This window comes from Flavobacterium sp., from assembly GCF_044371705.1.
In the GTDB taxonomy this organism is placed as follows: Bacteria; Bacteroidota; Bacteroidia; order Flavobacteriales; family Flavobacteriaceae; genus Flavobacterium.
The window spans coordinates 1-12867 of sequence record NZ_JBILTE010000067.1 but is presented as its reverse complement, the minus strand read 5'-3'; the positions used below and the strand labels follow the sequence as shown (position 1 = coordinate 12867).

General features: G+C 35.2%; 10 protein-coding genes. 7 read left to right on the top strand and 3 right to left on the bottom strand.

The window, feature by feature from the left end; genetic code table 11:
- The first annotated feature begins 4 nt into the window (after nucleotides 1–4).
- Entirely contained in the window at nucleotides 5–115 is a 111-nt protein-coding gene (locus tag ACIQ2S_RS06415; RefSeq protein WP_396174093.1) for a hypothetical protein, read from the top strand.
- Between the two features lie 12 nt (nucleotides 116–127).
- Here ACIQ2S_RS06415 and ACIQ2S_RS06410 read toward each other — a convergent pair whose 3' ends face one another.
- From ACIQ2S_RS06410 to ACIQ2S_RS06400, 3 genes are all read right to left on the bottom strand, one after another.
- Nucleotides 128–1096, bottom strand: a complete 969-nt coding sequence (locus ACIQ2S_RS06410) for an SPFH domain-containing protein (protein ID WP_396174091.1) — start codon at nucleotides 1094–1096, stop codon at nucleotides 128–130.
- Nucleotides 1097–1190: 94 nt separating this feature from the next.
- Complete coding sequence (gene gltX, locus ACIQ2S_RS06405; RefSeq protein ID WP_396174089.1) at nucleotides 1191–2708, bottom strand: glutamate--tRNA ligase; 1518 nt, start codon at nucleotides 2706–2708, stop codon at nucleotides 1191–1193.
- 70 nt (nucleotides 2709–2778) lie between these two features.
- Nucleotides 2779–3801 (bottom strand): alkane 1-monooxygenase, encoded by a 1023-nt coding sequence (locus ACIQ2S_RS06400; RefSeq protein WP_396174085.1) that lies wholly within the window; start codon nucleotides 3799–3801, stop codon nucleotides 2779–2781.
- A 110-nt stretch (nucleotides 3802–3911) separates the two neighbouring features.
- Here ACIQ2S_RS06400 and ACIQ2S_RS06395 point away from each other — a divergent pair, with 110 nt between their 5' ends.
- The 6 genes from ACIQ2S_RS06395 to ACIQ2S_RS06370 all read left to right on the top strand — a co-directional run.
- A complete protein-coding gene (locus ACIQ2S_RS06395) occupies nucleotides 3912–7262 on the top strand; it encodes a DUF4175 family protein (RefSeq protein WP_396174083.1) in 3351 nt (1116 codons plus the stop codon).
- Nucleotides 7255–7680 carry an rRNA maturation RNase YbeY gene (gene ybeY, locus ACIQ2S_RS06390; RefSeq protein WP_396174081.1) on the top strand — a complete coding sequence of 142 codons (426 nt, stop codon included), beginning with the start codon at nucleotides 7255–7257 and terminating at the stop codon, nucleotides 7678–7680. The genes ACIQ2S_RS06395 and ybeY overlap by 8 nt, the downstream gene beginning before the upstream one ends.
- Nucleotides 7681–7725: 45 nt before the next feature.
- On the top strand, nucleotides 7726–9597 hold the full coding sequence (gene mnmG / locus ACIQ2S_RS06385) for a tRNA uridine-5-carboxymethylaminomethyl(34) synthesis enzyme MnmG (RefSeq protein WP_396174079.1): 1872 nt from the start codon (nucleotides 7726–7728) through the stop codon (nucleotides 9595–9597).
- Between the two features lie 110 nt (nucleotides 9598–9707).
- The gene (locus ACIQ2S_RS06380; protein WP_396174076.1) at nucleotides 9708–10553 is read left to right on the top strand and encodes a class I SAM-dependent methyltransferase; all 846 of its coding nucleotides are present in this window, start codon (nucleotides 9708–9710) and stop codon (nucleotides 10551–10553) included.
- Nucleotides 10554–10639: 86 nt separating this feature from the next.
- Entirely contained in the window at nucleotides 10640–11242 is a 603-nt protein-coding gene (locus tag ACIQ2S_RS06375) for an OmpH family outer membrane protein (protein WP_396174073.1), read from the top strand.
- 142 nt (nucleotides 11243–11384) lie between these two features.
- Nucleotides 11385–12867: ATP-dependent RecD-like DNA helicase (locus ACIQ2S_RS06370; protein ID WP_396174071.1), on the top strand; the 1483-nt coding region annotated here is incomplete at its 3' end.

Genomic DNA, 12867 nt, shown 5'->3' with positions numbered 1-12867 from the left:
AAGTTTGTTATCAAGTTTGTTGCATTTTAGTATTCCCAACAATTTAGGAAGTATTATTAAGATAATTGGACCATTAGTTATTCAATGGTTTTTCAATAAAAAAAGGGGCTCGTAAGCCCCTTTTAAGTTATTGATTTTCTTCGGATGTCCCGAATTCATCTTTGTCTGTTGGTTTTTTTATTCGTTTCGTGCTATTCGCTCTTTTCATTGATTCGCCTACCTGGTTACTTGCAGTGAAACTAGCCACCATGTTGTTCAACATATCGCTTCCTGCTTGAGGTGAGTTAGGTAACAAAATTAAATTAGAATTAGCGTCAGCTCCAATGGCTTGTAAAGTATCATAATGCTGTGTCACAACAATTAAAGCAGAGGCTTCTTGCGAATTGATTCCCACTTTATTCAACACGTCCACACTTTCAACCAAACCACGTGCAATCTCTCTTCTTTGATCGGCAATACCTTGACCTTGAAGTCTTTTACTTTCTGCTTCGGCTTTTGCTTTTGCTACAATTCTGATTCTTCCTGCTTCTGCTTCATACTCGGCAGCTGTTTTTTCTCTATCAGCAGCGTTGATTCGGTTCATGGCATTTTTCACTTGAATATCCGGGTCAATATCGGTAATCAATGTGTTAATGATATCGTATCCGTAAGTAGTCATCGCTTCGTTTAATTCGCGTTTTACTGCAACAGCAATGTCATCTTTGCGTTCAAAAACATCATCCAATTTTAATTTTGGAACTTCTGCACGAACCACGTCAAATACATAGGATGTAATCTGATCGTGTGGATATTCTAATTTATAAAATGCTTCGTACACTTTTTCTTGAATGACTTTAAACTGTACCGAAACTTTCATTTTAACAAACACGTTGTCTTTCGTTTTGGTTTCAATGATCACGTCTAATTGTTGAATTCTAAGATTTAATCTTCCGGCAACTCTATCAACCACAGGAATTTTTAGTTGTAAACCGGACTGTCGGGTACTGCTGTATTTTCCAAATCGCTCAATAACAGCGGCTGATTGTTGCTTCACTGTAAAAAAAGAAGCCAATAATAGAAAAACAGCTAAAACAATAAGAACATAAGTTGTAATCATAAGAATATTTTTTAGTTTATAGTAGTGATACGTAGAAAATGCAAATTAGTTACAATTTAATTAAATAAATAAAGACTCCGAAGAGTCTCTTATGTTATAATTTAATTATAGCTTTCTTTATTCTGCTTGCCGTTTCTTCCTTCTCAATCATCTCAATAATATCAAACAAATGCGGCCCTTTTAAAGCTCCCACCAAACTTAATCGCAGCGGTTGCATTACTTTGCCCATTCCAATTTCATGGGTGGTCATCCAGTCTTTTAAAATCGTTTCAATGTTGGCAGAAGTAAAGTCGTCGATGGATTTTAAAACTTCGATTACTTGTTTCATTAAAGCAGGCGTTTCTTCTTTCCAGTTTTTAGAGGCTTTTTCATCATAAGTGGCTGGTGCCACAAAGAAATAGTCGGCCAATTCCCAAAACTCTGAGACAAAATGAGCCCGTTCTTTGATTAAATGAACGATTTTAGTTAGTTCAACGAAGGAATAATCACAGGTTCCTATTCTTTCAATCACCTCTTTTTCAAAAGTTTTCGCTAAACTTTCATCACTTTGTTTCTGTAAATACTGATGGTTGAACCATTTATTTTTTTCCGGATCAAACTTAGCTCCGGCTTTGTGAACACGATTTAAATCGAATTTTGCTGCTAATTCTTCCAATGAAAATAGTTCTTGTTCCGTACCATCATTCCATCCTAACAAGGCTAAAAAGTTGACTACCGCTTCCGGAAAAAATCCTTTTTCTCGATAACCGGATGAAATTTCTCCAGTAGTAGAATCTTTCCATTCAATTGGAAAAACCGGAAATCCCATTTTATCGCCATCTCTTTTGGATAACTTTCCGTTGCCAATAGGTTTTAAAATCAATGGTAAATGTGCAAATTCGGGTGCTTCCCAACCAAAGGCTTTGTATAGTAAATGATGCAATGGAAGCGAAGGCAACCATTCTTCCCCACGAATCACGTGTGAAGTTTCCATTAAATGATCATCAACTATATTGGCCAAATGATAGGTGGGCATTCCGTCACTTTTGAATAAAACTTTGTCATCCAATAAGTTGGTGTCAAATTTTATATCGCCACGAATAATGTCTTTTAGTTCTAAAAATTCATTTACCGGAGTTTTAAAACGAATCACAAAATCTTCACCTGAGGCAATTCTTTTCGCGGTTTCTTCTTTGGAAATCACTAAAGAAGTATCCAATTTTTCACGATTGTGCCAGTTATAAATAAATGTTTTTCCTTGTTCTTCGTGTTGTTTACGTTGTAAATCCAAAGCTTCTGCTGTATCAAATGCATAATATGCCCAACCGGTTTCAATCAATTGATCGACATATTGTTTGTAAATGGGTTTTCGTTCGCTTTGTCGGTACGGACCAAACTTTTCATTTTTCCCAACGGTTTCACTAGGTGAAATTCCTAACCATTCCAACGCTTCAAAAATGTAATGTTCGGCACCCGGAACAAAACGGTTTTGATCGGTGTCTTCTATTCGTAAATAGAACGTTCCGTTATGTTTTTTAGCAAATAAATAATTGAATAAGGCGGTTCGAACACCACCAATATGCAAGGGTCCGGTGGGACTTGGAGCAAAACGAACACGTACAGGTCTAGACATAAGGTAGATTTTTGTGCAAAGATACGTTATCCAAACTTTATTCAAATAGTGAACTTTTAAATGTAGTTCATTATTGTTTAGGGATTTTATTGTTCATCAATGCAAACCAAAGTGGTGGAATAAAAGAAAGTACCATTGAGGCAGGGTAGCCATAAGGCAATTGCGGACTTTCTTCGTGGTGTTCTAAAATCTGGTATTCTTTACTGGATTTAAAATGATGGTCGCTGTGTCTCGTTAATTCATACAAAATAATTCTTCCTAAAACATGATTGGAATTCCATGAATGTTTTTCCGTTACGCGTTCAAATCTTCCGGAGGGTAATATTTTTCTTTGTAGGCCATAATGTTCAATGTAATTAATGGTTTCCAGTAACAAAAAACCAGTGATGCCGGAGAAAACCGCAACCAGTAAAACCTTTAATCCAAACAAATTGAAAACGAGTAATAGATAGCAAATTTGAATGATTGTAAACCAAAGCATATCATTTCGTAACGAAAAAAAGGAAATCTTTTCACTGCTATTAATTTTTTTTTGAATCTGCCAAGCTTTTACATAGGTTCCCGTGACCGATTGCACCCAAAATGAATATAAATTTTGATTGTATTTTGCTGTAGATGGATCTTCGGGAGTAGAAACATGCAAGTGATGCCCATGATTATGTTCAATAAAAAAATGGGTGTAGTGCGATGGGATTAATAGAAGTTTCCCGAGCAGTCTTTCAAACAATAGTTTTCGATGTCCCAGTTCATGTGCCACATTGATGCCATTGGAACCAAGAATAATTCCTAAGCTTAAAATTATTCCAATCAACTCAAAGTAAGTAAGCTCTTTCGATTTTACAAGGTTGAAAGTAAAATACAAACAGCCATAAACGATAGGGATGTTTAAATACAACAAACTGTTGTATAGTTTGTTTTTTAAACGACTTTCTACCTCATTCTCAGAATAATTTGATGCATCAATAGGTAAAAAAAGTTCCAAAATCGGAATCAATACAAATACGTAAATAACTACTGTATAGCTCCAAATGCCCTGAAAATATATTCCCAATAGTCCAAAAAAAGGAATACTGTAAGCCAATAAATACTTCATTTTGATCCGTTTGTATAGCACTAATTTACTATATTTCTTTAAATAACATTTAACTTTTGTCTAAAAAATAAATGTGTACTTTTATAAGTTATTTTAAAGTTTATTTCAAATTGAATTCAAAGACACTCATTTATCAGAAGTTAGAAGATTTTATTAGAAAGTATTACACCAATGAACTATTGAAAGGACTTATTTTGTTCATCGGTTTTGGATTATTGTATGTGCTTTTTACACTTTTAATTGAATATTTTCTTTGGTTAAGTCCCTTAGGGCGAACTTTTTTATTTTGGATGTTTGTAACAGTTGAATTTTTTCTTTTGTTTCGATTTATTCTTTTCCCATTATCAAAATTAATCAAACTACAAAAGGGAATTGATTATAAGCAAGCTTCTTCAATTATTGGAAATCATTTTTCGGAGGTAAGTGACAAACTGACCAATTTTATACAACTTTCAGAAGATTCGAATCAATCCGAACTTGTTGCTGCATCCATCCAACAAAAGGCAGATAATTTGCAACCTATTCCGTTTGGAAATGCAATTAATTTTAAAAAGAATATCAAATATTTACCTTGGGCGATTATCCCTCTTTTGTTTTTTGCTTTTTTTATGCTTTCCGGAAACGGAACTATTTTAACTGAAAGTATGAATAGAGTGGTTCGTTATAATGAAAAGTTTGCACCGCCTGCTCCATTTTCCTTGCATATTGTAAATGAAAATCTACAAACAGAAAAAGGTCAAGATTTTATATTGCTGGTAAAATCGGAAGGTAAAATTGTTCCCGAAAATGCAATGCTTTTTATTGGAGAGGAAAGTTACTTTATGGAAACGGTGAAACCCGGCGTTTTTGAGTACCGTTTTGAACGACCTACCCAAAACATTGCCTTTTATATGCAAGCAAATACGGTTACTTCGGACGATTATGAATTGGGAGTCGTGGCAGTTCCATCGATTTCAAATTTTGAGATGGTGTTGAATTTCCCGTCGTACATCAATAGAAAACCCGAAGTAATCAAAGGTTCAGGAAATGCAATTGTTCCGGAAGGCACACGCGTAACTTGGAAAGTAAAAGCAATGGCAACAACCAAGGTAGATTGGTATGATTTTAAAACTTTGTCTGCTTTCGCGTTGAGTGATGATACCTTTCAATTCACTAAAAATATTCTTCAAAATATTGATTATCAAATTTTTACCTCTAATCAAGAGGTGAAGAACCACGAAAAACTAAATTATAAAATTACAACAGTTAAAGATCAGTATCCAACCATTTCCATTACCAATGTTCCGGATACTATTGCTGCAAAGAAAAATATTTTAATTGGACAGGTTTCAGATGATTACGGACTTTCAAAGCTTCAAGTTGTTTATTACCCGAAAGGAAATGAAGAATCGGCCAAAAAGGCTCTTCTAGCAGTTAAAAAGGATGTTTTTGATCAGTTTGTCTTTTCTTTTCCCGGGCAATTACCATTAGAAGAAGGAGTTTCCTATGAATATTATTTTGAAGTATTTGACAATGATGCCATTCACAAGTTTAAAAGCTCAAAATCTTCTGTTTTCTTTGATAGGATAGCTACAGTTGAAGAAAAAGAGGACCAATTACTTAAGGAGCAAAATAATAACATCAATAGTTTACAAAAATCCATTAAAAACCAAGACAAGCAATTATCGGAATTGGAGAAATTGCAAAAGATGGGGAAAGAGAATAAACAATTGGATTTTAAAGATCAGCAAAAGATCAATGATTTCATCAAACGTCAAAAACAGCAAGAACAAATGATGAAGGAATTTTCTAAAAAGTTGGAAGATAACTTAAAGGAATTTAAATCAGATTCCAATGATGAATTCAAAAAGCAATTGGAAGAACGGTTGGAGAATTCGAAAAAGGAAGCAGAGGAAAATCAGGAATTGTTAGATGAATTGCAAAAATTATCTGAGAAATTACAAGAGGAAGATTTGTTTGAAAAGATGAATGAGTTTAAACAAAGTTCTAAAAATCAAACGAAAAATTTGGAGCAATTAGTCGAATTGACCAAGCGTTATTATGTGGAACGCAAAGCTCAACAATTGGCTGAGAAATTAGATAAGTTGGCTCAAAAGCAAGAACAGTTAGCAAAAGAAGACGAAAAAAATACAGATGATAATCAGAACAAACTAAATAAAGAGTTCAATGATTTACAAAAGGAATTGCGTGATTTAGATAAGGAAAATGAGGATTTAAAGAAGCCGATGGATATTCCTTCCGATGAGAAGCAAGAGGAAAGTATTAAGGAAGACATGCAAAAAGCTTCCGATGAACTTCAGAAAGAGCAAAAAGATAAAGCCAAACCCAAACAGAAAAGTGCCGCAGAAAAGATGAAACAAATGGGAGCTTCTATGATGGAAAGCATGGCCTCAGATGCTGCTGAACAATTGGAAGAAGATGTGGCGATGTTGCGACAAATTTTAGATAATTTATTAGCGTTTTCTTTTACCCAAGAGGGTCTGATGGATAATTTTAAAACAATTAGTAGAGGTTCGCCTTCGTACAATAAATATCTAAAGAAACAACAAGATTTAAAGCAGCAATTCAAGCATGTAGATGATAGTTTGTTTGCTTTATCCTTGCGAAATCCAATGCTTACGGAAAAGGTTACCGAAGAAATTGGCAATGTTCATTATAATGTAGATCGTTCGCTGGAAGTTTTTGCAGATGCTAATGTTTCAAGAGGTGTTTCGTTCCAACAGTATACAGTTGCTGCTTCCAATCGTTTGGCTGATTTGCTGAGTGATATGTTGAATGCTATGCAAATGCAAATGTCTGGTTCAGGCTCCGGAAAAAGCAAAGGAAAGCCAAAACCTGGTAGTGGATCTGGTGGTGGGCAATTACCCGATATTATTCAGAAGCAACAAGGTCTTAGTGAAAAGATGAAAGAGGGAATGCAAAAGGGTGAGAAAGAAGGCGGTGATAAAAAAGGCGATAAAGAAGGCGACAAAGGGAAAGAAGGCGACAAAGGGAAAAAACCGGGACAATCCGGTTCGAATGGTTCCAATGGAGGCGGTGGTGACAGTGAGCAAAATGCCAAGGAATTAATGGAGATATATAAGGAACAGCGTCGATTGCGTGAGCAGTTGCAAGATGCTTTAAGTAAGCAGGGCTTGACTCCTGATGGAAAAAAAGTGTTGGATCAAATGAAAGATGCAGAAAAGCAAATTTTAAACAAAGGGTTTAAAAATGAAGTGTTACAGCGGATGTTGAATATAAAATATGAAATGTTGAAACTTGAAAAGGCAATTCAACAACAGGGAGAAGATTCCAAGCGTCAATCGCAAACAAATACGAAAGAGTACAATTCCAATTCAAATCTTTTGACACCCGATATAAAAGAATATTTAAATAGTATTGAGATTTTAAACAGACAAACATTACCTTTGCGACCCAATTTTAACCAAAAGGTGCAAGAATATTTTAAGACGAATGATTAGTTATACCTATGAGCTTCCTTTCAAGTTAGTCAATGAAAAGGCCTATTCAAATTGGGTTTCCGCAGTTATTCTTTCAGAGGACAAACAAGAAGGAGAATTGAATTATATTTTTTGTTCAGATGATTATCTGTTGAACATCAATATTCAATACTTAAATCACGACACATTAACGGACATTATTAGCTTTGACTACTCAGTAGGAAACTTTTTACAAGGTGATATTTTCATATCTGTTGAACGTGTCAAAGAAAACGCAAAAGATTTTAATGTTTCTTTTGATGAAGAATTAAAAAGAGTAATGATTCATGGGATTTTGCACTATTGTGGTTACAAGGATAAAACACCCAAGGATGAAGACCTTATGAGAAGCAAAGAAGAAGAAAAAATCAGTATGTTCCACGTGGAACAGAGTAAGTAGTACAGTGCCCATGTTTCACGTGGAACAATTTATAAAACAAACAAAATGTTTCAAGACAAGTATGATGTGATTGTTGTGGGTGCGGGACATGCCGGCTCGGAAGCTGCTGCAGCTGCTGCGAACATGGGGTGCAAAACGCTTCTGGTTACAATGAATTTGCAAACTATTGGGCAGATGTCGTGCAATCCTGCTATGGGAGGAATTGCAAAGGGACAGATTGTTCGTGAGATTGACGCCTTAGGCGGGTATTCCGGTATCGTTTCGGACAGGACTGCTATTCAGTTTAAAATGCTTAATAAATCAAAAGGTCCTGCCATGTGGTCACCGCGTGTTCAAAGTGATCGGATGCGTTTTGCAGAAGAATGGCGTTTGATGTTGGAGCAAACTCCCAACTTAGATTTTTACCAAGAAATGGTTGCAGGATTGATTATTGATAATAATGAAATAAGAGGCATCCGCACATCCTTGGGAGTAGAGATTCATTCGAAAACTGTGGTGCTTACAAATGGGACTTTTTTAAATGGTTTGATTCATATAGGTGAAAAACAATTTGGAGGAGGAAGAGCTGGTGAAAGTGCTGCTTTTGGAATTACAGAGGATTTAGTGAAGGTAGGTTTTGAATCCGGTCGAATGAAAACAGGCACACCACCACGAGTAGACGGGAGATCTTTGGATTACTCTAAGATGCGAGAAGAGAAGGGTGATGAAGTTCCTTATAAATTTTCTTATTTAGAAAGTTCTAAACCTTTAGAAGTTCAAAAGTCTTGTTGGATGACCTATACGTCGCCTGAAGTGCACAATTTGTTGCGTGAAGGATTTGATCGTTCGCCCATGTTTAACGGAAGGATTCAAAGTACGGGACCAAGATATTGTCCGTCAATTGAAGATAAAATTAATCGGTTTGCCGACAAAGACAGACACCAACTTTTTGTAGAACCTGAAGGTTGGAATACAGTGGAGGTGTACGTGAATGGTTTTTCAACTTCGTTGCCGGAAGAAATTCAATTTAAAGCATTGCGTTCAGTTGTAGGTTTCGAGAGAGTAAAGTTCTTTAGGCCTGGTTATGCCATTGAATATGATTATTTTCCGCCAACCCAATTAAAGCATACGTTAGAGACAAAGTTGGTTGATGGATTGTATTTTGCAGGACAAATAAACGGCACGACCGGTTATGAGGAGGCCGCTTCACAAGGATTGATGGCTGGTATTAATGCCGCTTTAAAAGTACAAGAACTTGAACCGTTTATCTTGAAAAGAGATGAAGCGTATATTGGCGTTTTAATTGATGATTTGATTACTAAAGGCACAGAAGAGCCGTATCGAATGTTTACATCACGAGCAGAGTATCGAACGCTTTTACGTCAAGATAATGCAGATTTCCGATTAACACCAAAAGGTTTTGCAATTGGTTTAGCCAAAGAAGAGCGATTAAAGCGGATGGAATACAAATTTTCTGAATCTGATAAAATGGTTGCTTTTTTTAAAGAAACAAGTATCACCCAAGAAGAAGCTAATCCTGTATTAGAGCAAAAAGGTAGTGCATTAATGACACAGTCGGACAAAATGTATAAAGTGTTTTCACGTCCGCAAATTGATTTGGAAGACATCGTGAAGTTTGGTAAAGTGAAGGAGTATATTGAATCCCATGATTTAGATCATGAAATTGTAGAGCAGGCTGAAATTAATATAAAGTATTCCGGTTATATCGAAAAGGAAAGACAAAACGCCGATAAATTAAAACGATTAGAAGATTTGCATATTCCCGAAACATTTGATTATAATAAAATCAAATCGTTGTCCTATGAAGCCAAAGACAAATTAAACAAAATACGGCCGGTTACCATTTCTCAGGCTTCTAGAATTAGCGGTGTGTCGCCTTCAGATATTTCTATATTATTAATTTATATGGGAAGATAAAACAAATGGAATGGATTGTTCCACGTGAAACGATTTGTAAAAAGTCAAGTATAATAGGCGATAAGGAGCAATTAGTTAAAAAATTGCGTTTAATAAATTGAAAATAATTTATGAATTTTTCAAAAAACCCCTATATCAAAGTAAAGGACTATTCTGTGTCAGGAGAAACTTTCGAGTTGCTTTTTGATGAAGAGTTGCAGTTGCTAAAAACATATCCGCAACCAAGTTTAGATAAGTTGGCTTCTTATTATGAGAGCCAAGATTATATTTCTCATACTGATTCTAAAAGAACTTGGTTTGAAAAAATCTATCATTTTATTCGTCGTAGAGCAATTAGACAAAAAGTGGATTTGATAGAATATTGCAATGGCGAAAAGGGAAAGGTTTTAGATATTGGCTGCGGAACAGGTGATTTCTTAGCGGAAGCACATATGGCACATTGGAAAACCTTTGGCATTGAACCGAATGAAAAAGCAGCTTCTTTGACAAGAACGAAAGGATTGTGTCTGGCCAAATCAACAACGGAATTTGAAGACAATTTTTTTGATGTGGTTACTTTGTGGCATGTTTTGGAACATATTCCGAATCTCGAAGAACAAATTGAAGAATTGAAAAGAATCATTAAACCAACAGGAACAATTATTGTAGCAGTTCCAAATTTTAAATCTTTTGATGCAAAATATTATGGAAAATATTGGGCAGCTTATGATGTTCCTAGACATTTGTGGCATTTCTCAAAAACCGCAATTCAAAAATTATTCGATGTAAGCCATTTAAAAGTTGCAAAAGTACAACCTATGTACTTTGATAGTTTTTATGTTTCCTTGCTTTCCGAAAAAAACAAATCTGGCAAAATGAATGTTATCAAAGGTCTTTTTTTGGGTTTAAAATCCAATATATACGCAAAGAAGAAATCAGAATATTCCTCTCATATTTATATCATTAAAAACAATTGATTGAACGAGCAACTTCGGTCAACATAATTTGGTACTTAACTTGAATTTACTACTTTTACCAAAAATATTTAAAACAACTTGAACCAATGAAAAAATTATTAGTAGCCGCAGCTTTTGCTTTTTTATTAATCTCTTGTGACAAAACTGAAACAAAAAAAGAAGGTGCTTCTGAAACTGCAACTGGCGATTTTAAAACTGCTTATGTAGATACTTCTAAACTAGTGGATGAGAATTTGGAAGCCAAAGATATTAAAGCAAAATATGATGCAATAATCAAAGCTAAAGGCAAACAAATGGATGCTGAAATTGCCCAGTTTCAAAATGAAGCACAGAATTTTGAAAAAAATGCACAAGCATACGGAATGCAATGGGCTCAAGCAAAAGGTCCGGAATTACAGCAAAGAAGAGATAATTTAGCTCGTAAGGAACAATTAATCATGAGAGAAACGCAAGAGGCTGCTGCTGTAGAAATGGATACGCTTGTTACTCGAATAAAAAAGTATATAAAAGCATACGGTAAAGAAAAGGGTTTTAATTACATTTACGGAACAGGAGATGCTGCCACGATTCTTTACGCAAAAGATGAGTATGATGTAACTGAAGAAATCATCAAAATTTTGAATGATGAGTACAAAGCAAAGACTTCTGAGAGAACTCCAACTGAAGCAACCGATCCAAAGAAAAAATAGTCATTACCAGAAAAGTTAACTTTAAACCTCTCATTACGAGAGGTTTATTCGTTTTTTTATGGTGTTGTTTAAACTTTTTTCATTCAAATAGTTGATTACTGCTAACACTTTTGTATTTTCGACCTATTAAACTATACGCCAAATGAATACATTATCACCAACCGCAAAACAAGTGTTGCAGTTTGTCAATCAAACGCATCAATCTATCTTCTTAACAGGAAAAGCTGGAACCGGAAAAACCACGCTTCTTCATCAAATTATTCAAAACACCCACAAAAATACCGTAGTAGTTGCCCCAACGGGAATTGCCGCATTAAATGCCGGTGGAGTTACGATTCACTCCATGTTTCAATTGCCGTTTGGTGGTTTTATTCCCTCCTTCGATGTTGCTCCACAAATGAGTCATTTTATCAAATTTGAGACGAAGGATAGTTTACGTAAGCATTTCAAAATGAACAACATAAAGCGTTCGGTCATTCAAAATATGGACCTTCTGATTATCGATGAAGTAAGTATGCTTCGTGCCGATGTTTTGGATGCTGTTGATTTTATGCTGCGTAAAGTTCGCAAGAAGGAACAACCTTTTGGAGGTGTTCAAGTTTTATACATAGGGGATTTATTGCAATTGCCACCGGTTGTTAAAAATGAAGAATGGCATGTTTTAAAAAAGTATTACAAAGGAATCTTCTTTTTCAACGCACATGTTGTACAACAAAATCCGCCACTTTATGTTGAATTGACTCATATTTACAGACAAACAGATAGAAGTTTTATTTCAGTTTTAAATAATTTAAGAAATAATAAAATTGCATCAGAAGATATGCAACTATTAAATCAATATGTCAAACCCGATTTTGATCTGAAAGCCAATAAAGGATACATAACGTTAACCACTCATAACGCAAAAGCCGATACTATCAATTCGCAGGCTTTACTTGATTTGAGCGGAGAAGTACATTCATATACTCCCGAAATTGTGGGCGATTTTCCTGAAAAATTGTTTCCTGTTGATGAGTTTTTACAAGTAAAAGTGGGTGCTCAAATCATGTTTATAAAAAATGATTTGTCACCAGAAAAAAATTATTTCAACGGAAAAATGGGTTTTATACACTCGCTTTCCGAACGTGAAATTTTAATTCGTTTTCCGGAAGAAAATAAAATCATCGAAGTTGAAAAGTACGAATGGAAAAACATACGATACACCGTAAATGAGGCAACCAAGGAAATATCCGAAGAAGTTTTAGGCACTTTTGTACATTATCCCATCAAATTGGCTTGGGCAATAACGGTACACAAGAGTCAAGGACTCACTTTTGACAAAGCTGCTTTGGATGTATCGCAGGTTTTTCTTCCCGGACAAGCCTACGTGGCTTTGTCGCGTTTGCGTTCGTTAGAAGGCTTAATTTTGCTACAGCCTATTCGGATGAACGGCATTTCAAACGACCAAGAAGTAATGAATTATGCCGAAAATAAGGCAGATGAGGAAACCATTATACAATCCTTACAAAAGGAAACGCATCGATTTATCCACCACTATATCAAAAATAGTTTTGATTGGACAGAACTCGCACAAGAATGGCGAAACCATCGGTTCAGTTATGTAACGATAATTGAAAAATCGGAAA

Bases quoted from the DNA above. Each gene is read 5' to 3' on its own strand.
- ACIQ2S_RS06410 (WP_396174091.1), bottom strand. From the start codon at position 1,096: ATGATTACAACTTATGTTCTTATTGTTTTAGCTGTTTTTCTATTATTG.
- gltX (WP_396174089.1), bottom strand. From the start codon at position 2,708: ATGTCTAGACCTGTACGTGTTCGTTTTGCTCCAAGTCCCACCGGACCC.
- ACIQ2S_RS06400 (WP_396174085.1), bottom strand. From the start codon at position 3,801: ATGAAGTATTTATTGGCTTACAGTATTCCTTTTTTTGGACTATTGGGA.
- ybeY (WP_396174081.1), top strand. From the start codon at position 7,255: ATGATTAGTTATACCTATGAGCTTCCTTTCAAGTTAGTCAATGAAAAG.
- mnmG (WP_396174079.1), top strand. From the start codon at position 7,726: ATGTTTCAAGACAAGTATGATGTGATTGTTGTGGGTGCGGGACATGCC.
- ACIQ2S_RS06380 (WP_396174076.1), top strand. From the start codon at position 9,708: ATGAATTTTTCAAAAAACCCCTATATCAAAGTAAAGGACTATTCTGTG.
- ACIQ2S_RS06375 (WP_396174073.1), top strand. From the start codon at position 10,640: ATGAAAAAATTATTAGTAGCCGCAGCTTTTGCTTTTTTATTAATCTCT.